A 22,504-nucleotide genomic window follows, 5' to 3' on the forward strand; every position below is an offset into this window, starting at 1 on the left:
GGCGTCGCTAAACCACTGCACGCCCGAAAACCGTCATCACCCGACGCGCCATTTCGTCGAGCCGGACCACCTCCTGGACGGCGCCAAGCGCCACCGCTTCGCGGGGCATGCCATAGACAACGCAGCTTGCCTCATCCTGTCCGAAGGTCTGCGCACCCGCCCGGCGCATGTGCAGCAAGCCGCGAGCGCCGTCCTTGCCCATGCCGGTAAGGATGACGCCGACCGCCTGCCCACCGACCAGCACGGCCGCCGAGTCGAACAGCACATCGACCGATGGCCGATGCCGATTGATCGGCGGCGTCTGCTGCAATTCGGTCTGCAAGGCGCCGGCGACACGGCGAAGCAGCAGGTGTGAATGCCCGGGAGCAATGTAAACCGTCCCGGCCATGATCCGCTCACCACCTTGCGCCTCGACCACCTTGGCTTTGCACAAGCCGTCGAGACGGCGCGCGAACGACCCGGTGAACGACTCGGGCATGTGCTGGACGATCAGCGTCGGCGGGCAGTCCGCGGGAAAGCCCATCAGGAAGCGCTTGATGGCTTCGGTCCCACCGGTCGAAGCGCCGACAAACAAGATGCGCCCGCTGACGTCGGCGGCCGGTGCCGACGCTGCGCTAGCCACCACGTTGCACGGGCGAATAGACAGTCTTGCCGAGCGAACGGAACAGATCGGCGGCATGCAGAAAACTCTCCGAATGCCCTGCGAACAACAGTCCGCCATCCTTGAGCAAGGGCGCGAAGCGCGACAGGATGCGGTACTGCGTCGGCTTGTCGAAGTAGATCATCACGTTACGGCAGAAGATCGCGTTCAGTGGCGGCCGTATCGGCCACGTCGCATCAAGCAGGTTGATGCGCTGGAAGGTGATCAGACGGCGCAACTCCGGACGCACACAGAAATTTCCGGCCTGACTGCCGGTGCCCGGTACAAAAAAACGCTTGAGGCGCTCGGGCGAAAGCTTGTCGACACGATCAGCCGGATAGACGCCCTTTTCGGCGGTGGCAAGCACGCTGGTATCGAGGTCGGAAGCGATGATCGAAACCGGCGCGTCGAAATTGCCGAAAGTTTCGACGACGGTCATCGCCATGCTGTACGGCTCCTCGCCAGTCGAGGCAGCCGAGCACCAGAGGCGCAAGGGCTTGGCGCCGCCCGCTTGCCGCAGCAGATCGGCAAGCAGCGGAAAGTGATGCGGCTCGCGGAAGAACGAAGTCAGGTTGGTCGTCAGCGAATTGACGAATTTTTCCCATTCGCCGCGATCCCCTTTTTCCAGCAGTGCCAGATAGTCGGCGAAATTCTTCAGCCCGGTCGCCCGCAGACGGCGCGCCAGCCGGCTATACACCATGTCCTGTTTGGCCGGCGACAAGGCAATGCCGGCGTGCTGATAGATGAGCTTGCGTACGCGCTCGAAATCGGCAGCGGTAAAAACGAATTCCCGCTGCCCTGCCGGCATCTGCAACCCACCCAGTCCCGGAAAGTGCTCGCTCATGATGCTCCTGTCGACAACAAAGATCGGAGTCCCAGCGTCATTCCCTCCGTGTTCCTGACTCTCGTGGCAGCACGCAGGAAAATCGGCGCTCGTCGCCCCGACACGCAAAAGAACTCAGTTGGCTTGGCCCGGCGCTGACTGACGCAGCGTTTCAAGTCCGCTGCCGCTGCTGCCGACCTCGACCGCGGTTGCCGGGCCGTCTTCCTGCAGCAGTGTATCTTCCGTACGCTTGTTGAGAACGACGATGGCGATCCGCCGATTGACCGCATTCAGCGGGTCGTTGCGATCGAAGAGCGTGGTCGAGGCCAGACCAACGACACGCAGGATCTTGAAGTCGTCTGTTCCACCGGCGATCAGTTCGCGGCGCGAGGCGTTGGCACGATTCGACGACAGCTCCCAGTTGGAAAATCCCTTGTCGCCACCGGCGTACTGTGAGGCATCGGTGTGCCCGGACAGACTGAGCTTGTTCGGCACCTCGTTCAGGGCTTTGCCGATTTCACGCAGGATGATGCGCGTATAGGGCTTCAGCTCGGCGCTGCCCGAATCGAACATCGGACGGTTCTTCTCGTCGACGATCTGGATCCGCAGCCCTTCGCTGGTGATATCGATGAGCAACTGATTCTTGAACTGACGCAAGGTCGGATTATTCTCGATCAGCTTCTCAATGTTGCGCTTGAGTTCGTTCAGGCGTTCGCGGTCGCGCTCTTCGAGTTCGCGGCGCAATTTCTCCGCGCTGGCGTTGCGGATGTCGGCGCTCTTCTCGCGGTTTTCGATCTCGCCTTTCTTGACCTCGCCCTCGCTGCGCGTCAGATCTTTGCCGCCGCCCTTGAGGATGCTGGTCGCACTGCCCGAGCCCTCGCCACCGGTCAGAGCAACCTTGCTCGGGTTCTTGAAGAATTGGGCAATCCCCTTGAGGTCACCGGTCGCCGTCGAACCGAGCAACCACATGAGCAGGAAGAAGGCCATCATCGCCGTCACAAAGTCGGCGTAGGCGATCTTCCACGCGCCGCCGTGGCCGCCACCGACGACCTTCTTGACGCGCTTGATGACTATCGGACGGACGTCGTCACTCATTCAGATTTTCCGGCTTTGCGGCAGCAGTGACTACTTGCCCTTGCGTGCCTTGAGTTCGTCCTCGAGCTCGCGGAAGCTGGGGCGATCGGTCGAGTAAAGAACCTTGCGGCCGAATTCGACGGCCACCTGCGGCGCGTAACCGGACATCGAGGCGAGCAGGACCACCTTGATGCACTGGTAGATCTTCGACCCTTCCTCGGCCTTCTGCTCAAGCTGGCTGGCGATCGGGGCGAGGAAACCATAGGACACGAGAATACCGAGGAAGGTACCGACCAGCGCACCGCCGATCATCTTGCCGAGCACCGCCGGCGGCTCGCCGACCGAGCCCATGACGTTGACCACGCCCATGACGGCGACGACGATACCAAAGGCCGGCAGGCCGTCGGACATCTTGGTCATCACATGTGCCGGCACTTCGGCCTCGTGGTGGTGCGTCTCGATCTCGATGTCCATCAGATTTTCGATCTCGAGCGCATTGAGGTTGCCGCCGACCATCATGCGCAGGTAGTCGGTGATGAACTCCATCACGTGATGATCAGCCGTGATCGACGGGTACTTCGAGAAAATCGGACTTTGCTCGGCGTTCTCGACGTCGCCCTCGATCGACATCAAGCCTTCCTTGCGCACCTTGGCAAGGATTTCGAAGAGTAAGGCGAGCAGATCGACGTAGAGCGCCTTGTTGAATTTTGAGCCCTTGAACAGGCTGGGCAATGCGGCAATGGTCGCCTTGATGGCCTTCATGCCGTTACCGGCAATGAAGCCACCTATTGCCAAACCGACAATGGCCACATACTCGAGCGGCATCCACAGCGCCAGAAGGCTGCCATGGACCGCATAGGTCCCTACCGCCGCCGCGAGGATGACGATATAACCGACAATCAACAGCATTCTGTTCCCCCGTCATGCGGCGCCTGTTCTGCCGCGGCTGTCGCCCCGATTTACCCACCATATTGTAACGGGATGCCAGGAAACGCGGCAAAAAAAGCATGCTCAAGCGCGTCCGGCGATACTGCGACCGCCCAAGGAGCATCCTGCGGGCATGTCGCCGCGACCTCTCCGCCTCCGCAATTACGCTGCTGCCGGCGTTTTACGTATTCCGGCTAACGGGCGCCAGAGCCTCTTTCTTTAGCGCGCTGCAACCCTCGGAGACTCCCCCCTCGCGGTGTCTCGGATTAGCCATGTCGCGTTCACCCCGCACTGGCCGGGCAATTATGGGCTCTGCAGCAAGCGCCGGCAATCGTCGCCAACGCCCGTAAAATGCTGAAAACCGTTACCCGGCGAGGCGTTCGCGACATGTGCATGGCAGCCGGCGAAAGCGTCGGGGCTGGCTGTTAACGCGCCGACGGCCGGCGCGCTTTCGTATAGACTGCCTTATCAGCGACGGAAACTCCCCGGTCATCTCGCAGCCATGAAATTCTGCAACCTGTGCGGCGCGCCGCTCATTCTTCTTGTACCGCCCGGCGACAACTTTCCGCGGCACGTCTGCTCGGTCTGTGGCGAAATCCACTACCGCAACCCGAAACTGGTTGTTGGCTGCATCGCCGAGTGGAACGAACGCATCCTGCTCTGCCGGCGGGCCATCGAACCACGCCATGGCCGCTGGACACTGCCGGCGGGCTTCATGGAGAACGGCGAAACGACGCAACAGGCGGCGGTGCGGGAAACCTGCGAAGAAGCCTGCGCACGAGTCGAGATCGACGCACTCGCCTCGCTGATCAGCATTCCCGCCTTCGATCAGGTGCATCTTTTCTATCGCGGCCGCCTGGTCGACGGCGACTTTGGCGCAGGCGCCGAAAGCCTCGAAAGCGCGCTTTTCACCGAGGCCGACATCCCTTGGTCCGAGATCGCCTTTCAGAGCGTCACGCTCGCGCTGCGTGCCTACTTCGCCGACCGTACTGCCGGCCGCTTCCTGCTGCACGAGCACGACCTGCACTGCTGACCAAGCTTCAGTCGCTATCGAGACTGAAGCGTACCGGCAGCACCACACGAAAATCGCGACCGCGCAACGCCTCGGGCAGCGGCGTGGCGTGAGCGGCACGACGCAGCATCTCCAGGGTCTGCTCGTCGAGTACCGCATAGCCACTCGAGCGTTCGAGACTGACGCGGGGTTCCGTCAGCTTGCCAGCACTGACCGATACCTCGGCAATTCCTTCCCAGCCCCGCTCGCGGGCAAGCGGTGGATAGCGCTTGAAGCGCTTTGCCTCAATCGCCAGGGCGACCCGGTATTCGCGCAAGGCGTCAGCGCTGGCCCCGTCGCGGGCCAGCGCACCGCCAGCCGCAGCGCTCGGCGATGAATCACCGACGCTGTGCGCCGCGGCCGCCGCCGGTACCGCGACGGCGCTTACTGCCGGCGCAGCTGAATGCGCGTCAGGGACGGGCACGTGCGTCGCCGACGCGAGGGACGTCGCCAGCCGCGTCGGAGCGGCCGGCGCAGCCGGTGGCGGCGACGGCGACGGCGGTATCGGTGCCGCTTCGACGACGCGGTGGCTGGGCGCGTGCTGCTGCGCTGCCTGCGGCGCAGCCCTGTTATCCGCACCGGGGCTGACGACGAGCCTGATCTTCGCCTGTGCTAGCGCTTGCACCGGCGGTCGCTGCCACGCCGAAGCACCGAACACGATGCCGTGCAAAATCAGCGAGGCGGAAAGTGCCAGCAACAAAGGGCGTCGTTTGTGGTCCAAGGAACTGGCTTTGGTCTGAAATTGGTCAGCGGCATCCTGCAAACACTCTGCCGCCGGGCGAGAGCATACCGCAGCGCTGACTGTGCCCGGTGGCATGAATGAGGTGGCAGGCAGCGCCCCGGATCCTCGCGGATACCCAGTGCGAGCGCCACTGCCGCGATTGTCTTCAAAACTGGGACGCAAGGACATATTGATGAACATGACCGATCTTGCCAGCGCCTCCGCACAGAACCCGCTGATTCTTGCGGTTGATGTAACCGGCGCGCCGCACGGCTGGCTCTCCTGGCAATACGCGGTCCGTTGCCAGGCGAGCGACCGCGTCGACCGCAATCTTGGTAACTACGCATTCACCTTTCGCGGCGGCTGGTCGCGGGTGACCGGCGAACGCTCGCAACTCACCATCAGCAGCATTCTCGCGCTGCGCGGGCGCAACCCGCATGGCTGGGAACCCTTGCCACCCTCGCTCGACAACACTCTGCTCTTTCGGCGCGACCGGCAGATCTGCTGCTACTGCGGCGCGCACAAGAACACCGCTGCACTGACTCGCGACCACGTCAAACCGTTGTCGCGCGGCGGCCGCGATCACTGGACCAATGTCGTTACCGCCTGCAAGCCGTGCAACCAGCGCAAGGCGGCACGCACCCCCGAAGAAGCGGGAATGCTGATGCTCTACGTCCCCTGCATTCCGTCACGTTACGAAGGCATGATCCTGCGCAACCGGCGCATCCTCGCCGACCAGATGGAGTTCCTCGTCAGCCTGCTGCCCGGCGATTCGCGCCTGATCAGCGATTGAAGCCGCGCGCGCATTGCGCGGCGCGAACATCTTGCCGCCATCGGGCAGTTGTCGCGACCAGGGCGTGCTCAGCCTGGCGGTTTGGCCGCATCCTCATCCATTTTCTTGCGAAAGAAGCGCGCGAAAAACACCGACATGCCGATGGTGAAGGCGATGACGAACAAGCTGAACAGCCCTATATCGCTGGTGAATAACAGATCCCAGGCCATGGCTCATTTCCCCTTGTAAGTGATGGGTGGCGTCGCACTGCGCGGCGGCGCCGGCAGAGACAAGGAAGATTCCGCGCTGACATTCCATTCGCCGACCAGTCGCCAGTCGTTGGTCGAGTCTTCCAGCGCAAAGCGCCAGCGCCCCGTGAGCGGAGCGCTCAGACGCGCGGCGTAGAGTCCGCTGCCGATCGCACGCAGGACGACGCGCTGGTCGAGACCACTGCGCGTCGGATGCACGATGCGCAGGGCAAGCTCATTGGGCGGCGTGTAGGCAGGCAAACCGCGCAGAAACACGCGCAACTCGGGCTCGCTCGCCGACTGCGCGCTCTGCAGGACGATTTCTGCCCTGATCCCCAGGTCATGGGCGTGCTGATCACGCTCCACGCGCTGACTGACGGCCAGTCCCTGCTTGTAATAGTCGTCATCGACTAGGCCGTCGCTGCTACGGATTGCCAGCCAGGCGGTGATGAAGCCGGCGACGATGACAATGAAAGGTCCGGCCATAAGAATCCACGGCCAGCGTTCGCGATACCAGGGTCTGGCCAGAGCGGCACGACAGGCTGTATTCATGGCAGGTAGAAACTCGCTTTTTCACGCACGGCAATATCCTCATGGTTTTGCGCACGAACCTCGAAATGAATCGTCTGCGCTCCTTTCTTGCCCGGCGGCGCCTCGACACGAACGGTGAGCGGCAGGGTGCGCGCGGAAGCACCCGCGACTTCGACGATGCGTTCGTCGACGATATCGATGCCGTCGAGGCCATCAACACTGATCGCAAAACGATGCGCCTGTTCGTCGGTGTTCATGATCTGCAGCGTGAACACGTTCTCGATCCGGCCGTCGTCGGCCTCGCGCGACAGCGAACCGCGGTCGCGCAGCACATCGACCTTGAGCGGCGTGCGCGTCGCCAGACTCCACGCCGCACCGGCGATGATGACGGTGAGGATGACCCCGTAAAGCAAGGTGCGCGGACGCATCAGATGCGCCAGGATCTCGCGCGGCCCGTAATGCTGCGCCATCGCGTTTTCGGTCGAATAGCGGATCAACCCGCGCGGCGAACCGACCTTGTCCATCACCTCGTCGCAGACATCGATGCACTTGGCGCAGGCAATACACTCGTACTGCAGGCCATTGCGGATATCGATTCCGGTCGGACAGACCTGCACGCACAGGCTGCAGTCGATGCAGTCGCCCGTCTTCTTCGCCGCCGCTTCGACATTCTTCCGCCGCGGGCCGCGCGGCTCGCCACGCTCGGGGTCGTAGCCGATGATCAGCGTATCGGGGTCGAACATGACGCCCTGGAAGCGGGCGTAAGGGCACATGTGCTTGCACACCTGTTCGCGCAGGAAGCCGGCCTGCATATAGAGGAAACCGGCGTAGAAAAAGACCCAGAACCACTCCCACGGACCGAGCGACAGCGTCGTCACCGAGGCGGCAAGTTCCTTGACCGGCGTGAAATAGCCAACGAAGGTAAAACTGGTCCAGAACGCCAGCAACAGCCAAACGAGGTGCTTGCTCGCGCGCAGGCGCAGCGTGCGCAAGCTCAGCGGCTGCGCGTCGAGTTTGAGGCGGGCAGCGCGATCGCCTTCGATGCGGCGCTCGATCCACATGAAAATCTCGGTATAGACCGTTTGCGGACAGGCGTAGCCACAGAACAGCCGGCCGCCGATGGCGGTGACCAGAAACAGCGCATACGCGGAGAGCACCAGCAATACCGCCAGATAGATCACATCCTGCGGCCACAACACCATGCCGAAGATGTAGAACTTGCGCTCGACGAGATGGAACAGCACCGCCTGGCGATCATTCCAGTCGATCCAGCACAGGCCATAGAAGAGCGCCTGCGTCAGGAAAAACATCGACCAGCGCCACTTGTTGAAGCGCCCGCTGACCTCGCGGACCTGGATCTTGCGGCGTTTTTCGTAAAGCGATCCGGTATTGACCGGAACAGCTTGGGGCTTCTGCGCCGCAGTCGCGGCAGCAGAGTTTTCGACCGGGGAAGTCATGGCAGGTCGGTCCGCTTTAGTGTTTCATTAAAGACTTATATTCAAGCTTGAGGCAAAGTTCGAAGTCTTTGCTTTCAGGCATTTTGCCAGCTGAAAAATTAGCTGTCCGCGGTGAGACGAATCTGGCCGCGAGCCCGCAGCCAGACAGTTCCTCAACGCCTTTCGGGTGTGTTGCTCAAGCTATAGACGTAAGCGGCAAGGAGATGCACCTTGCCTTCGCCGAGAAACTCCTGCCAGGCCGGCATCTGGTTGTTGCGACCCTTGGTGATCGTCTCGACGATCGTCGCCTCGGAGCCACCATACAACCAGATCTTGTCGGTCAGGTTGGGCGCGCCGAGCATCTGGTTACCCTTCCCGTCGGGGCCGTGGCAGGCGGTGCAATCGGAAGCATTGAATGCTTCGCGACCCTTGGCAACACGCGCCGGGTCGCCGGGCAGGCCGGACAGCGAGCGCACGTAGGTGGCGATGTTGCGGATCGTCTCCTCGCCAAGCTGCGAGTGTTCCGGCATCACGCCATAGCGACCGCCGAGGATGGTTTCCTTGATCCGTTCAGGCTCGCCGCCCCACTGCCAATCCTTGTCGGCGAGGTTGGGAAAACCCTTGGCGCCGCGCGCGTCCGAACCGTGGCACTGCATGCAGTAGGTCAGGTACAGGCGCTTGCCCATTTCCAGCGCTTCGGCATCGGCGGCAACCGCGCGCAAATCCATCTGCTGGTACTTGTCGAACAGCGGCTTGACCTGCGCGTCGACCTTCGCCACCTCGGCCTCGTGCTGACCGGCCGAAGTCCAGCCCAACGCACCACGAAAATGACCGAGACCGGGATAAAGCGCCAGATAAACCAACGAGAAGACCACCGTCAGGTAGAACATCCACATCCACCAGCGCGGCAGCGGATTGTTGTATTCCTGTAGCGTTTCATCCCAGACGTGGCCGGTCGATTCGACCTTGTTCGACGCCGGACGGTGCAGGCTTTGCGCCCAGAGCAGCACGGCGCAACCGATGATGCTGACCAGCACGATCACCACGACGTACCAGTGCCAGAACTCGTTTACAAAGTCGCTCATGATGCTTTCCCTTCCTTCACCCTGCCATCACCGGCGAGGCCGAGCTCGGCCCGATCGACCGCCTCCTCCGAAAACGGCAGCATTGCCGCCTCATCGAAATTCCGTTTGTTGGCCTTCATGCCGTAGGCCCACCAGATAATGCCGAGGAAGGTGAACAGCGAAAACACCGTCATCAGCGAACGCAGATCGTTGATATCCATGATGTTATTGCGTGTCCTTGATTTCCAGGCCAAGCCCCTGGAGGTAGGCAATCAGAACCTCGAGCTCGGTCTTGCCTTCCAGTTCCGCCTTCGCACCGGCGATGTCCTCGTCGGTATAGGGAACACCGACAACGCGCAGCGAGCGCATCTTCGCCTCGATGTCCGACGCATCGGCTGGAGCCTTGGCAAGGAAAGCGAAGGCCGGCATGTTCGATTCCGGAACGACATCGCGCGGGTTCATCAGGTGGGCGCGGTGCCACTCGTCGGAATAGCGACCTCCGACGCGATGCAGGTCGGGACCGGTGCGCTTCGAGCCCCACTGGAAGGGGTGGTCATAAACGAACTCGCCCGCCACCGAGTAGCGACCATAGCGCTCGGTTTCGGCCCGGAACGGCCGGATCATCTGCGAGTGGCAGTTGTAGCAGCCCTCGCGGATGTAGATATCCCGACCCGTGAGGCGTACCGCCGTGTAGGGCTTGAGGCCGGGAACCGGCGTCGTCGTCGACTTCTGGAAGAACAGTGGAACGATCTCAAGCAGACCGCCCACCAGCAAAACCAGCAGGGTCAGCACAAAAAGCAGGCCGACATTGCGTTCGATGGAATCGTGCGTCAGTTTCATCATCGTCTCCCGCTCAGGCGTGCTGTGCGGCCGGGACCAGCACCGGTGCATTGACGCGTTCGCCACCGACGATCGTGCGCACCATGTTGTAGGCCATGATCAGCATGCCGCTGAGGAAGAGCAGACCACCGAGGAAGCGGATTGCCCAGAACGGATATGAGCCCTTGACTGCCTCGACAAAGCTGTAGGTCAGCGTGCCGTCCGGATTCACCGCGCGCCACATCAGGCCCTGCATCACGCCGGCGATCCACATCGAAGCGATGTAGAGAACGACACCGATCGTCGCCACCCAGAAATGCACGGTGATCAGCTTGACGCTGTGCATCTGCGGCTTGCCGAAGAGGCGCGGCAGCATGTAGTAGAGCGAACCGATCGACACCATCGCCACCCAGCCAAGCGCACCCGAGTGCACGTGACCGACCGTCCAGTCGGTGTAGTGCGACAGCGCGTTGACCGTCTTGATCGCCATCATCGGCCCTTCGAAGGTCGACATGCCGTAGAACGACAGCGAGGTGATCAGGAACTTGAGGATCGGGTCGTCGCGCAGCTTATGCCAGGCGCCGGAGAGGGTCATGATGCCGTTGATCATGCCGCCCCACGACGGTGCCAGCAGGATCAGCGAGAAGACCATGCCGACCGACTGCGTCCAGTCCGGCAGCGCCGTGTAGTGCAGATGGTGCGGACCCGCCCACATGTAGGTGAAGATCAGCGCCCAGAAGTGCACCACCGACAGGCGGTACGAATAGACGGGCCGCCCGGCCTGTTTCGGCACGAAGTAGTACATCATCCCGAGGAAGCCGGCGGTGAGGAAGAAGCCGACCGCGTTGTGCCCGTACCACCACTGCACCATGGCGTCCTGCACGCCGGCGTAGGCCGAGTAGGACTTGGTCAGCGAGACCGGGATCGCCGCACTGTTGAAGATGTGCAACAGCGCCACGGCGAGGATGAACGCGCCGTAGAACCAGTTGGCGACGTAGATGTGACTGACCGTTCGTTTGGCGATGGTGCCGAAGAAGACGACCGCGTAGGAAATCCAGACGACGGCGATCAGCAGGTCAATCGGCCATTCCAGCTCGGCGTATTCCTTGCCTTGCGTCATTCCCAGCGGCAGGGTGATTGCCGCCAGCACGATCACCAGTTGCCAGCCCCAGAAGGTGAAAGCTGCCAGAGGACCGGCAAAGAGCCGGGCGTGGCAGGTGCGCTGCACGACGTAGTAGGACGTCGCAAACAGGGCACAGCCGCCGAAGGCAAAAATCACCGCGTTGGTGTGCAGCGGTCGCAATCGGCCGAAGGTGAAATAGGGGCCGAAATTCAACTCCGGCCAGACCAGCTGGGCGGCGATGACCACGCCAACCAGCATGCCTACGATCCCCCAGACTACCGCCATCACCGAGAACTGCCTGATGACCGTGTAGTTGTACGTTCCTTGCGCTTCCGCCATGACACACCTCATTTGCAAAAACGACACGCGGATTCTCGCTCACTGCAATCCACATGACATTCACTGTCTGACTTTGTTTGCGCCAATTGTAATCCAACGTAACGGAACTCGACACAGATCAAACAAAATATTGCACAGATCAAACGCTCTATTGTGCGGACGTGCTCGCTCGGCCGGGCCGGCCGCCTTCCCGGCGGGACTAGCGACGCCGCTCCAACGGCGCAGCGGCGGTGTCGGGCGGCGCCGGCGGAGCCGCTGCCGGCGCCGCATCGGCTGACTCAGTCGATGGCCCGGCACCCTGCTCCTTGCCGCGATCGTCGTCCATCAGCACGCGATACGCCGGACCGTCGAGATCGTCGAACTGGCCGCTGCGCAGCGACCACCAGAAGGCCAGCCCGACGAAAAAGACGAGGATGACCGAGACAGGGATCAGCAGATAGAGGGTTTCCATGGTGTTCGGTGCGAATTCCCCGGGTCAGTTGCGGGCTGGCGCCTGCAGGCGCAGCGAATTGAGCGCGACCAGCAAAGAGCTCGCCGACATGCCGATGCCGGCTAACCAAGGTGTCACCATGCCGGCCATCGCCAGCGGCAGGGCCAGTGCGTTGTAGACCACCGCCCATGCCAGGTTCTGCTGGATGACGCGCCAGCTGCGCCGTGACAGGCGCACCCCCTGGCGCAGGTGATCGAGATTGCCGGAGAGCAGCAGCAGATCGGCCTGCGTTCGCGCCAGTGGCGCGCCCTCGCCCATGGCGATCGACACCTGCGCCTGCGCCAGTACCGGCGCGTCGTTCACACCGTCACCGAGCATCGCCACGACGGCGCCGCGCGCCTGCAAGGCCGCGACAAGGTCGCGCTTGCCCTGTGGAGACAGCGCCGCGTGCACATCGTCGATGCCGAGTTCGGCCGCCACCGCACGCGCCACCGGCCACGCGTCGCCGGTCGCCAGCGTCACCGCGCAGCCCGCCGCGCGCAGATCGGCGATCAGCGCCGCGGCCTGCGGGCGCAGCGCGTCACCGATGCGGAACAGTGCCAGCCAGCCGTGCTCGTCGCCGAGCGCGATCAGCGTCGCCACCGCTTCGCCGCCACCACTTGCCGCCTCAACCTCGGGCGGCAAGGCCATGCCGTGCAGCTCGCCGACGAAATCCGGCCGCCCCAGCCGCAGGCGGCGGCCGTCGACCATCGCTTCGATGCCGCAGCCCGGCGTATTGCGCAGTTCGGCCGGCACAGCAAATGGGGCGGCTCCGGCCGCCGGTGTCTGAGCTTCCGCCGCGGCACTGCGCAGGGCGGCCGCCAGCGGATGCTCGGAATCGCGTTCCAGCGCCGCAGCCAGCGCCAGACAGCCGGCGCGGTCGAGCCGGCCGAGCGGCAGCACCTCAAGCAGGCGCATGCGACCGAGCGTCAGCGTGCCGGTCTTGTCGAAAACGAAGTGCGTCGCCCGCGCCAGCGTTTCAATGGCGTGCGCGCGCGTCACCAGCACCCCCTCGCGTGCCAGCGCGCCGCCGGCGGCGGTCAGCGCCAGCGGCGTCGCCAGCGACAGGGCGCAGGGGCAGGTAACGACCAATACCGAAACCGTGACCCACAAGGCCTGATCGGGATCGACCAGCATCCACACGATTGCCGTGACGATCGCCAGCAGCAGCACGACGGCGATGAAGCGCCCGGCGACGCGGTCGGCCAGTTCGACCAGACGCGGCTTCTCGCCGGCCGCGCGCTCCATCAGGCGGACGATCGCTGACAGGCGTGTCGCCTCGCCCACCGCCTCGACGGCAACGACCAGCGGACTGCTGACGTTCGTCGCGCCGCCGATCACCGAATCGCCCGGCCGTTTGCTCACCGGCACGCTCTCGCCCGTCAGCAGCGCCTCGTCGGCCGCGCTCTCGCCTTCGAGCACGCGGCCGTCGGCCGGAATGGTCGCGCCGGCACGCACCAGCACGACGTCGCCGGCCTTGAGATCGCCGACCTGAGTGCGCTCGGGCTCGCGCTCTTCCGGATAGGCCGGCAGACGCTCGGCAAAGGCCGGCAGCAGCCGCGCCAGCGCCTCGGTGACCGACACCGCTTTCTGCCGTGCGGTCATTTCGAGGAAACGGCCGCCGAGCAGGAAGAAGACGAACATCGTCACCGAGTCGAAATAGACCTGCCCCGACGCCGTCAGCGTCGCCCAGACGCTGGCGGCAAAAGCGACGCCGACGCCGATCGCCACCGGCGTGTCCATGCCGACGCGGCCGAGCCGCAGATCGCGCCAGGCGCCGCGGAAGAACGGCGCCGCCGAGTAGAGAACGACCGGCAGCGTCAGCACCAAGCTCGCCCAGCGCATCAGCTGTTCGATGTCGGCGCTCATGTCGCCGGCGGCGAAGTACACCGGCACGGCGTACATCATCACCTGCATCATGCCGAAGCCGGCGACGAACACCCGCCATAGTGCCGAGCGCCGCTCTTCCCTGGCCAATGCCTCGCTGCGCGCCGGATCGTAGGGATAGGCGCGATAGCCGATGGCGGCCACGGCGGCGAGGATGTCGGAGAGGTGGATGCGCGTCTCGTCCCAGCGCACGCGCGCACGCCGGGTCGCGTAATTGATGTCGGCGGCGAGCACGCCGGGCAGGCGCGACAGATGCTGCTCGTTCAGCCAGATGCAGGCGCTGCAGGTGATGCCTTCGAGCAGCAGCGCCGCCTCGCGCTCGTCGGCGCCGAGCGTGCGCACGAAACTCTTCTGGAAATCGGCGTTATCGTACAGACGCAGATCGGCAAGCACCGCCGGCAAGGCCTCGCGCGGCGACTCGGGCAGCGCGTCGCGATGGCGGTAATAATCAGCCAGACCGTTATCGACGATCGACTGCGCCACCGCCTGACAGCCGATGCAGCACATCGCGCGCCGTTCGCCGTCGATGCCGACCGACAGATCGACCCCGAGCGGAATCGGCAGGCCGCAGTGGTAACAGGGTGTTGAACTCATCGCCGGATGCCGTACGCGCGCGCCGCAGGAACTACCTCCCGCCCAGCCACACCGCGCACAGCGGGCACTTCTTCGGCAGTTGCTTCAACACCGGCGCCGAGCGCGGCCGCCTGTGCCGCGCGCAAGGCAGCGGCACAGGCGGCCCGCTGCCTTCTCCCGAAGTACATGGCTTACTTCGGCGCCATGCGGATGGCGCCGTCGAGGCGGATGACCTCGCCGTTGAGCATCGTGTTCTCGACGATGTGCCGCACCAGCGCCGCGTATTCGGCGGGCTTGCCCAAGCGCGACGGGAAAGGAACGGTCTTGCCCAACGCTTCCTGCACTTCCGGCGGCATGCCGAGCAGCATCGGCGTCTCGAAAATGCCGGGGGCGATGGTCATCACGCGGATTCCCGAGCGCGCCAGATCGCGCGCCGCCGGCAGCGTCAGCGCGACGATGCCGCCCTTCGACGCGGCGTACGCCGCCTGCCCCATCTGGCCGTCGTAAGCGGCGACCGAAGCGGTATTGACGATCACGCCGCGCTCTCCGTCGGCGTTCGGCGCATTGCCGCTCATCGCCGCCGCTGCCAGACGCAGCATGTTGAACGAGCCGATCAGGTTGACGTTGATCACGCGCGCGAAGCTTTCCAGCCGGTGCGGGCCGTCACGACCGACGACCTTCTCCGCCGGCGCGATTCCGGCACAGTTGACCAGCCCGTGCAGGCCACCGAACTGCGTCTGCGCCGCTTCGATCGCAGCGGCGGCGCTGGCGCCATCGGCGACGTCGGTACGCGCGAAACGCGCAGCAGCGCCAAGTTCAGCGGCCAGCGCCTCGCCGGCTTCGACATTGACGTCGGCGATGAGTACGCGCGCGCCGGCGGCGACGAGCATGCGCGCGGTTCCCGCGCCCAGACCGGAACTGCCGCCGGTCACCACAAATACCGAATTCTCGATGCGCATTACCGACTCTCCCCTGTGTTGTCTGATCGCCAAATCTTACCGCGAAATTCTGCGCGCAACCGGTGACGGCGTACCCGGCCAGACACCACCCGGCCCGGAAACGGCAGGCGCAGCGCCAACCCGCTATAATTTGACGTTTTTTTCGAGGCGGCACTCGCCCAATGCTCGTCCACCGCGGATTCTCGCGCCCGGCGCCAGCCGACACGGCGCTGACCATCGGCAATTTCGACGGCGTCCATCTCGGCCATCGCGCGCTGCTCGCGCGCCTCGGCGAGGTCGCTCACGCGCGCTCGCTGCTGCCGTCGGCGCTCACCTTCGAGCCGCATCCGCGCGAATATTTCTCGCCGGAAGCGGCGCCGACACGCCTGTCCACGCTGCGCGAAAAGCTCGAGATGATTGCTGCCGAAGGCGTGCGCTTCGCCTGCGTCGGCCGCTTCAACGGCGCGCTGGCCGCGCTCTCGGCCGACGACTTCATCCGCCGTGTGCTGATCGACACGCTGCGCGTACGTCACCTGATCATCGGCGACGACTTCCGTTTCGGCGCCGACCGCGCCGGCGACTTTGCGCAGCTGGCCGCCGCTGGCGAGCGTCACGGGTTTATCGTCGAAGCGATGCACAGCGTCGTCGTCGACGGCGAACGCGTCTCCAGCTCGGGCGTTCGCGACGCGCTCGACCAGGGCGAGCTCGATCGCGCCGAACGCCTGCTCGGTCGCCCCTACGCCATCGACGGGCGCATCGTGCATGGTCAGAAGCTCGGCCGTCGCCTCGGTTTTGCTACCGCCAACATCCTGATCAAGCACGACCGGCCGCCGCTGCGTGGCGTTTTCGCGGTCGAGGTGAAAGGCCTTGGCGGACCCGGCAGCGCGCCGCTCGCCGGCGTCGCCAATCTCGGCGTGCGCCCGAGCGCCGACCGGCAGACGCGGCCGCTGCTGGAGACGCATCTGTTCGACTTCGACCGCGACATCTACGGCGCGCATCTGCGCGTCCGCTTCCTGAAAAAGCTGCGCGACGAAATGACTTTCCCGAGCCTCGACGCCTTGCGTGCGCAGATCGGCCGCGACATCGCCGCCGCACGCGAGTTTTTCGCGACCGGCCGCCCTGCGGACGCCGCGGACGCATTCAGCACATCCAGCCACTCCCCGACGGCGCCCCTCTGCCCGCCCATCCTCTAAAGATCGCCATGGCCGACTACAAGAAAACGCTCAACCTGCCCGACACACCGTTCCCGATGCGCGGCGACCTCGCCAAACGCGAACCGCAATGGGTCGCCGCCTGGCAGGAACAGAAGCTGTACGAGAAGATCCGCGCCGCGTCGGCCGGCCGGCCGCGCTTCGTGCTGCACGACGGACCGCCCTACGCCAACGGTGACATCCACATCGGCCACGCGGTGAACAAGATCCTCAAGGACATCATCGTCCGCTCGAAGACGCTCGCCGGTTTCGACGCACCCTACGTGCCCGGCTGGGACTGCCACGGACTGCCGATCGAACACCAGATCGAGAAGCTGCACGGCAAGAACATCGCCGCCGACCGCGTGCGCGAACTGTGCCGCGCCTACGCCGGCGAACAGGTGGCGCGGCAGAGGAAGGACTTCATCCGTCTCGGCGTGCTCGGCGAGTGGGACAACCCGTACCTGACGATGAACTTCAGGACCGAGGCCGACGAAATCCGCGCGCTCGGCAAGATCCTGGAAAAAGGCTACCTCTATCAGGGCCTCAAACCGGTGAACTGGTGCCTCGACTGCGGTTCGGCGCTGGCCGAAGCCGAAGTCGAGTACGAGGACAAGAATTCGCCGGCGATCGACGTCGCCTTCGAGCTGCACCCGAACCACGCCAAAAAAGCGGCGCACGCCTTCGGCCTCTCGCACCTGCGCGGGCCGACCTTCGCCGTCATCTGGACGACGACGCCATGGACGCTGCCGGCCAACGAAGCGGTCAGCGTGCATCCAGAATTCGACTACGAGCTGATCGACACCGAGAAGGGATCGCTGATCCTCGTGCGCGAACTCGCCGACGCCTGTCTGGCGCGTTACGGCCTCACCGGCACGCGCGTCGCCAGCGCCAAGGGCGCCGCGCTCGAACACCTGCTGCTGCGCCATCCCTTCCAGACGCGCGAGGTCGAGATCATCTGCGGCACGCACGTCACCGTCGATTCGGGTACCGGCCTCGTGCACACCGCGCCGGCACACGGCATGGACGACTACGTGGTCGGCAAGGTCTATGGCCTGCCGGTGAACAACCCGGTCGGCGACGACGGCCGCTTCCTGCCGGCGACGCCCGCCCTGTCGACCGGCGAACTCGCCGGCAAGACGGTGTGGGAAGCCAACCCGCTGGTGATCGACGAACTCGCCGCGCGCGAACGCCTGCTCAAGCTCGACAAGCTCAAGCACAGCTATCCGCACTGCTGGCGGCACAAGAGCCCGATCATCTTCCGCGCGACGACGCAGTGGTTCGTCGGCATGGACCAGCGCGCGCAAGGCGGAGCGCACGCTGAAGCGCAGGGCGAAGCGCCGACGCTGCGCCACATCGCCGGCCGCGCCGTCGACGAAACGCAGTTCTTCCCGGCCTGGGGCCGCGCCCGCCTTGAGGCGATGATGAAGACGCGGCCCGACTGGTGCGTCTCGCGCCAGCGCAACTGGGGCGTGCCGATCCCCTTCTTCCTGCACCGCGAGACGGCGCAGCCGCACCCGCGCACGCCCGAACTGATCGAGGAAGTCGCCAAACGCGTCGAAAAATCCGGCATCGAAGCCTGGTTCGCGCTCGATCCACGCGAACTGCTCGGCGACGAGGCCGAGCACTACCGCAAGATGAGCGACACGCTCGACGTCTGGTTCGACTCGGGCGCCACGCACTGGAGCGTGCTGCGAGGTTCGCACGCCGAGCAGCTCTCCTACCCCGCCGACCTTTACCTCGAAGGCTCCGACCAGCATCGCGGCTGGTTCCAGAGCTCCTTGCTCACCGGCTGCGCCATCGACGGCCGCGCGCCCTACGACGCGCTGCTGACGCACGGCTTCGTCGTCGACGGCAAGGGCCTGAAGATGTCGAAGTCGAAAGGCAACGTCATCGCGCCGCAGAAGGTGTCGGACACGCTCGGCGCCGACATCCTGCGCCTGTGGGTCGCCGCCACCGACTACTCGGGCGAGCTGTCGATCTCGGACGAAATCCTGAAGCGCGTCGTCGAATCCTACCGCCGCCTGCGCAACACACTGCGCTTCCTGCTTGCCAACGTCGCCGACTTCGACGCCGCCCGCGACATGCCGGCAGCCGAGGACTGGCTGGAAATCGACCGCTACGCGCTGGCGATGACGCGCGAACTCGCCGAGCGCTGCGAAGCCGACTACGCGCGCTTCGAGTTCCACCGCGTCGTCCAGTCGCTGCAGACCTTCTGCTCGGAAGACCTCGGCGGCTTCTACCTCGACATCCTCAAGGACCGCCTGTACACGACCGGCGCCAAGTCGCTGGCGCGGCGTTCGGCGCAGGGCGCGCTGTGGCACATCGCGCACACGCTCAACCGCCTGCTGGCGCCGATCCTCTGCTTCACCGGCGAGGAAGTGTGGAGCGTGCTCGCCGCCGGCGACGACACGCCGAACCGCGACTCGGTGATGCTGCAGACCTGGCACCGCGCGCCGGCGCCGGCCGACGAAGCGGCGCTGCTCGACAAGTGGGGCAAGCTGCGCGCCTGGCGCGGCGAGGTGACGAAGGCGATGGAAGACCGCCGCATCGCCGGCGAGATCGGCTCCTCGCTGCAGGCATCGGTGACGATCGCCGCCGCCGGCGAGAAGTACGCGCTGCTCGCCTCGCTCGGCGACGACCTGCGCTTTGTCTTCATCTGCTCGGAGGTGGTGCTCAGCGAAGTGGCCGACGCCGCCGACGAACGCCTCGTCGTCAGCGCGCTGACGCACGCCAAGTGCGAACGCTGCTGGCACGTGCGCGCCGACGTCGGCAGCGACCCCGAGCATCCCGAACTGTGCGGCCGCTGCGTTTCCAATCTCGCCGGCGAGGGGGAGCCGCGTGCCTGCGCCTAGGATCACCCCCTGGCTGATTCTGGCGGCCGTCCTCATCGGCCTCGACCAGGCCAGCAAGTGGTTCGTCCTCGCCAGGCTGCTGCCGGGCGAGACGGTCTATGTCGCGCCGTTCTGGAACTGGGTGCTCACCTTCAACGAAGGCGCGGCGTTCAGTTTCCTCTCCGACGCCGGCGGCTGGCAGCGCTGGTTCTTCACCGTGCTGGCCTTCGCCATTTCGGCGTGGATTGTCGTCACCCTGCGCCGGCATGCCGACGATTTCCGTCTGTCGCTGTCACTGTCGCTGATCCTCGCCGGCGCACTCGGCAACGTCGTCGACCGCATCCGTTTCGGTGCCGTCGTCGACTTCATCCAGTGGCACGCTGCCGGCTTCTACTGGCCGGCATTCAACGTCGCCGATTCGGCGATCACCATCGGCGCCGTACTGCTGGCGCTCGAACAACTGCGCCCGCAGCGTGATCGCGCGGCCAAGGAAAACACTTGAGCACGAACGAACTGCCGCCTACCGCCGACGCGAATCCGCCCACAGTCCAGCCCGACAGCTTCATCACCCTGCACTACCGGCTGGCCGCCGCCGACGGCGAGGAGTTCGTCAGCACCTTCGACCTCTCGCCGGCAACGCTGCAGATGGGCAGCGGTCAGCTCGCCGCGCCGCTGGAAGCGCGTCTGCTCGGCCTGCCGGTCGGCGCCGAACGCGTCTTCGAACTGCCGCCGACCGAAGCCTTCGGCGAACACAATCCGCTACTCGTCGAGCGCATCGCGCGCAGCGCGCTGCCGCCGGAAATCGAACTCGTGCCCAATTCGCTCGTCGAATTTTCCGCTCCCGACAGCGGCGCCTTCGCCGGCTTCCTGCGCGAACTCGACGCCGAAACGGCGCTGTTCGACTTCAACCACCCGCTCGCCGGGCGCGCCATCCGCTTCGAAGTGCGGCTGATCGGCGTTCTCTGACGCCGTCAGGCGCCACCGACCACCAGGAACAGTCATGAACATCATCCTTGCCAATCCCCGCGGCTTCTGTGCCGGCGTCGAACGCGCCATCGCCATCGTCGAGCGCGCGCTGGAAAAGTTCGGCGCGCCGATCTATGTGCGCCACGAGGTAGTGCATAACCGCTTCGTCTGCGACTCGCTGCGCGAAAAAGGTGCAGTTTTCATCGACGAACTCGCCGATGTTCCCGCCGACAGCACGGTGATTTTCAGCGCGCATGGCGTCTCACAGGCGGTACGTGAAGAAGCGCAGGCGCGCGGCCTGCGCGTTTTTGACGCGACCTGCCCGCTGGTGACCAAGGTGCACATGGAAGTCGCACGCATGCGCCGCGAGGGGCGCGAGATCGTCATGATCGGCCACCGCGGCCACCCGGAAGTCGAAGGAACGATGGGGCAGACCACCGAAGGCATGTATCTGGTGGAAAACTCTGCCGACGTCGCCAGCCTGAAAGTCGGAAAGCCCGACGCGCTGGCCTACGTGACGCAGACCACACTGTCGGTGGATGATGCCGAACAGGTGGTGAGCACGCTCAAGCAGAGCTTCCCGACGATCATCGGACCGAAGAAGGACGACATCTGCTACGCCACGCAGAACCGTCAGGACGCCGTGCGCAGCCTGGCCAACGCCTGCGATCTGGTGCTGGTGGTCGGTTCGCCGACCAGCTCCAACTCGAACCGCCTGCGCGAAGTCGCCGAAAGCCGCGGCGTTCGCGCGCATCTCGTTGATCGCGCCGCCGACATCCGCGCCGAATGGCTCGATGGCGTGCAGCAGGTCGGCGTCACCGCTGGTGCCTCGGCGCCGGAAAAGCTGGTCAGGGAAGTCGTCGAACGCCTGATCGCGCTCGGCGCCGACTCGGTGAAGGACATTCCCGGCATCATCGAGGGCGTCAATTTCCCGCTGCCGCGCGATCTGCTCGAAGCAACCTGATTACCGGACCGCGGGCGCGCGACGCTAGCGCCGCTCAGCGGCGCACCACCGCGTCGAGTGACAGGCGGACGCGCAGTTCGCTCGCCACCGGCACATCGCGCCAGCGCCCCGGGGTGAAGCGGGCGCGCAGAGGTATCTCGCGCTTGAGCCAGTCGGCCAGTTCGCTGGCGGCACCTTCCTCGACCAGCACCTCATCGACGACGCCGTCCTTGCTGATGCGCAGGGCCACGACAACATCGCCGCGCGCCTGCGCCGGCAGCGGCCAGCCGCTATCCAGCCACTCGGGGTTTTCCAGCACCGGCCGCGCGGCGAGCAGCGCCGCCGGAATGTAGACGGCCGTTTGTGCGGCACGCTCAGGCGGCTGCGGCTGCGGGGTCAGTTCGACGATATCGGCCGGCACTTCGTCGCTGGGCGCGACTTCCGGCGCCGCCGGTCGCGGGCTGACGGCGGCAGAGGCATCCTCAGCTGCCGCAGGTGGTGCCTGCCGGGGCAGATTGACGGCCAGCGGCGGCGGATAGGAGTGGAAGCGCGGCGGCGACGGCGAGAGCAACAGCAGGAAGGTGTGCAGCGCCAGCGACGCGAGCAGCGCCAGTTGAAGCTGCTGCCACCTGCCGCGCGACGGTGGACTCAGCTCTTCCAGCACTCGCCAAGAGGCCGGCTGCCGCTGACCGCACGCACACCGGTATTGGTCAGCGTGAACGTGCCGCAGCTGTCACCACTCATCGAATTGACCGGTACCGCCTGCAGCGTGAAGGCCGAATCGGTCGGCGTCGCGACGAAGGAGATGTTGTAGTAAGCCTCGCCCGCCGACGCCGAGCGCGGCGCCACGGCGAGCCCCGCCGGCAGCGCGATGTTGTTGCCAGCACTGTCGCTCAGGTAGCTGCCGGTATTGCTGAAGTTGCGCTCCATGAACTGCCCCGCCTCGGTCAGCACGCCGGTCGCATCGGCGCGTTTGGAGGCGCGGATGTACTCGTTGAACTGCGGCACGGCGATGGCCATGATGATTCCGAGGAGGGCGATCGTCACCACCAGTTCGACGAGAGTAAAACCGGCGGCACGCGCTTCGCGAGGTTTTCGCAGCATTTTCTTTCCGATCATTCAAAACCGCACCGCCA

24 protein-coding genes are annotated in these 22,504 nt (G+C 65.0%); 7 read left to right on the forward strand and 17 right to left on the reverse strand.

Annotated elements, in window-relative coordinates:
• Positions 1 to 7 precede the first annotated feature (7 nt).
• From GGD90_RS05380 to motA, 4 genes are all read right to left on the reverse strand, one after another.
• The gene (locus tag GGD90_RS05380) at positions 8 to 622 is read right to left on the reverse strand and encodes a chemotaxis protein CheB (protein ID WP_228273625.1); all 615 of its coding nucleotides are present in this window, start codon (positions 620 to 622) and stop codon (positions 8 to 10) included.
• The gene (locus GGD90_RS05385; protein ID WP_153115235.1) at positions 615 to 1,484 is read right to left on the reverse strand and encodes a CheR family methyltransferase; all 870 of its coding nucleotides are present in this window, start codon (positions 1,482 to 1,484) and stop codon (positions 615 to 617) included. Before GGD90_RS05385 ends, GGD90_RS05380 begins: the two co-directional genes overlap by 8 nt.
• A gap of 114 nt (positions 1,485 to 1,598) precedes the next feature.
• The gene (gene motB / locus GGD90_RS05390) at positions 1,599 to 2,558 is read right to left on the reverse strand and encodes a flagellar motor protein MotB (protein ID WP_153115236.1); all 960 of its coding nucleotides are present in this window, start codon (positions 2,556 to 2,558) and stop codon (positions 1,599 to 1,601) included.
• A 30-nt stretch (positions 2,559 to 2,588) separates the two neighbouring features.
• The gene (gene motA, locus GGD90_RS05395; protein WP_153115237.1) at positions 2,589 to 3,446 is read right to left on the reverse strand and encodes a flagellar motor stator protein MotA; all 858 of its coding nucleotides are present in this window, start codon (positions 3,444 to 3,446) and stop codon (positions 2,589 to 2,591) included.
• 520 nt (positions 3,447 to 3,966) lie between these two features.
• On the opposite strand from motA, the gene GGD90_RS05400 reads away from it, so the two are divergent.
• Positions 3,967 to 4,497: an NUDIX hydrolase gene (locus GGD90_RS05400; RefSeq protein ID WP_153115238.1), complete on the forward strand. Its 531-nt coding sequence runs from the start codon at positions 3,967 to 3,969 to the stop codon at positions 4,495 to 4,497.
• Positions 4,498 to 4,504: 7 nt separating this feature from the next.
• Here the strand turns inward: GGD90_RS05400 and GGD90_RS05405 are convergent, their stop codons facing one another.
• Complete coding sequence (locus GGD90_RS05405) at positions 4,505 to 5,212, reverse strand: energy transducer TonB (RefSeq protein WP_184414955.1); 708 nt, start codon at positions 5,210 to 5,212, stop codon at positions 4,505 to 4,507.
• 217 nt (positions 5,213 to 5,429) lie between these two features.
• Between GGD90_RS05405 and GGD90_RS05410 the strand changes: the two genes are divergently transcribed.
• On the forward strand, positions 5,430 to 6,029 hold the full coding sequence (locus tag GGD90_RS05410) for an HNH endonuclease (protein ID WP_153115240.1): 600 nt from the start codon (positions 5,430 to 5,432) through the stop codon (positions 6,027 to 6,029).
• Positions 6,030 to 6,097: 68 nt separating this feature from the next.
• On the opposite strand, the gene GGD90_RS05415 is transcribed toward GGD90_RS05410, so the two are convergent.
• The 10 genes from GGD90_RS05415 to GGD90_RS05460 all read right to left on the reverse strand — a co-directional run bounded on the left by GGD90_RS05415 (position 6,098) and on the right by GGD90_RS05460 (position 15,456).
• Complete coding sequence (locus GGD90_RS05415) at positions 6,098 to 6,238, reverse strand: DUF3149 domain-containing protein (RefSeq protein ID WP_153115241.1); 141 nt, start codon at positions 6,236 to 6,238, stop codon at positions 6,098 to 6,100.
• Between the two features lie 3 nt (positions 6,239 to 6,241).
• Entirely contained in the window at positions 6,242 to 6,808 is a 567-nt protein-coding gene (locus GGD90_RS05420; RefSeq protein WP_153115242.1) for a FixH family protein, read from the reverse strand.
• Positions 6,805 to 8,244: a cytochrome c oxidase accessory protein CcoG gene (ccoG, locus tag GGD90_RS05425; RefSeq protein ID WP_153115243.1), complete on the reverse strand. Its 1,440-nt coding sequence runs from the start codon at positions 8,242 to 8,244 to the stop codon at positions 6,805 to 6,807. The genes GGD90_RS05420 and ccoG overlap by 4 nt, the downstream gene beginning before the upstream one ends.
• A 152-nt stretch (positions 8,245 to 8,396) precedes the next feature.
• Complete coding sequence (gene ccoP / locus GGD90_RS05430) at positions 8,397 to 9,308, reverse strand: cytochrome-c oxidase, cbb3-type subunit III (protein ID WP_153115244.1); 912 nt, start codon at positions 9,306 to 9,308, stop codon at positions 8,397 to 8,399.
• Positions 9,305 to 9,508: a cbb3-type cytochrome oxidase subunit 3 gene (locus GGD90_RS05435; protein WP_153115245.1), complete on the reverse strand. Its 204-nt coding sequence runs from the start codon at positions 9,506 to 9,508 to the stop codon at positions 9,305 to 9,307. The genes ccoP and GGD90_RS05435 overlap by 4 nt, the downstream gene beginning before the upstream one ends.
• A gap of 4 nt (positions 9,509 to 9,512) precedes the next feature.
• Positions 9,513 to 10,130, reverse strand: a complete 618-nt coding sequence (gene ccoO, locus GGD90_RS05440; RefSeq protein WP_200384306.1) for a cytochrome-c oxidase, cbb3-type subunit II — start codon at positions 10,128 to 10,130, stop codon at positions 9,513 to 9,515.
• Between the two features lie 10 nt (positions 10,131 to 10,140).
• Entirely contained in the window at positions 10,141 to 11,568 is a 1,428-nt protein-coding gene (gene ccoN / locus GGD90_RS05445; RefSeq protein ID WP_153115246.1) for a cytochrome-c oxidase, cbb3-type subunit I, read from the reverse strand.
• 199 nt (positions 11,569 to 11,767) lie between these two features.
• Positions 11,768 to 12,019 (reverse strand): cbb3-type cytochrome oxidase assembly protein CcoS, encoded by a 252-nt coding sequence (gene ccoS, locus GGD90_RS05450; protein WP_153115247.1) that lies wholly within the window; start codon positions 12,017 to 12,019, stop codon positions 11,768 to 11,770.
• Between the two features lie 24 nt (positions 12,020 to 12,043).
• Positions 12,044 to 14,518, reverse strand: coding sequence for a heavy metal translocating P-type ATPase (locus GGD90_RS05455; protein WP_153115248.1), 2,475 nt, complete (start codon positions 14,516 to 14,518; stop codon positions 12,044 to 12,046).
• Between the two features lie 170 nt (positions 14,519 to 14,688).
• The gene (locus GGD90_RS05460; RefSeq protein ID WP_153115249.1) at positions 14,689 to 15,456 is read right to left on the reverse strand and encodes a 3-hydroxyacyl-CoA dehydrogenase; all 768 of its coding nucleotides are present in this window, start codon (positions 15,454 to 15,456) and stop codon (positions 14,689 to 14,691) included.
• Positions 15,457 to 15,617: 161 nt separating this feature from the next.
• Between GGD90_RS05460 and GGD90_RS05465 the strand changes: the two genes are divergently transcribed.
• The 5 genes from GGD90_RS05465 to ispH are packed head-to-tail and all read left to right on the forward strand — an operon-like array spanning position 15,618 to position 21,389.
• Positions 15,618 to 16,628, forward strand: coding sequence for a bifunctional riboflavin kinase/FAD synthetase (locus GGD90_RS05465; protein ID WP_153115250.1), 1,011 nt, complete (start codon positions 15,618 to 15,620; stop codon positions 16,626 to 16,628).
• A gap of 8 nt (positions 16,629 to 16,636) precedes the next feature.
• Positions 16,637 to 19,480, forward strand: coding sequence for an isoleucine--tRNA ligase (gene ileS, locus GGD90_RS05470; RefSeq protein WP_153115251.1), 2,844 nt, complete (start codon positions 16,637 to 16,639; stop codon positions 19,478 to 19,480).
• On the forward strand, positions 19,467 to 19,961 hold the full coding sequence (gene lspA / locus GGD90_RS05475) for a signal peptidase II (protein WP_153115252.1): 495 nt from the start codon (positions 19,467 to 19,469) through the stop codon (positions 19,959 to 19,961). Before ileS ends, lspA begins: the two co-directional genes overlap by 14 nt.
• Positions 19,958 to 20,425: an FKBP-type peptidyl-prolyl cis-trans isomerase gene (locus tag GGD90_RS05480; protein ID WP_228273626.1), complete on the forward strand. Its 468-nt coding sequence runs from the start codon at positions 19,958 to 19,960 to the stop codon at positions 20,423 to 20,425. The genes lspA and GGD90_RS05480 overlap by 4 nt, the downstream gene beginning before the upstream one ends.
• Before the next feature lie 34 nt (positions 20,426 to 20,459).
• A complete protein-coding gene (gene ispH, locus GGD90_RS05485; RefSeq protein WP_153115253.1) occupies positions 20,460 to 21,389 on the forward strand; it encodes a 4-hydroxy-3-methylbut-2-enyl diphosphate reductase in 930 nt (309 codons plus the stop codon).
• Positions 21,390 to 21,423: 34 nt separating this feature from the next.
• Here ispH and GGD90_RS05490 read toward each other — a convergent pair whose 3' ends face one another.
• Together GGD90_RS05490 and GGD90_RS05495 are read right to left on the reverse strand one after the other, a co-directional pair.
• On the reverse strand, positions 21,424 to 22,032 hold the full coding sequence (locus GGD90_RS05490) for an energy transducer TonB (protein WP_153115254.1): 609 nt from the start codon (positions 22,030 to 22,032) through the stop codon (positions 21,424 to 21,426).
• A complete protein-coding gene (locus GGD90_RS05495; protein ID WP_184414957.1) occupies positions 22,017 to 22,472 on the reverse strand; it encodes a type IV pilin protein in 456 nt (151 codons plus the stop codon). Before GGD90_RS05495 ends, GGD90_RS05490 begins: the two co-directional genes overlap by 16 nt.
• Between the last annotated feature and the right edge of the window lie 32 nt (positions 22,473 to 22,504).

This window comes from Rhodocyclus tenuis (assembly GCF_014197755.1).
GTDB classification, from domain to species: Bacteria; Pseudomonadota; Gammaproteobacteria; order Burkholderiales; family Rhodocyclaceae; genus Rhodocyclus; species Rhodocyclus tenuis.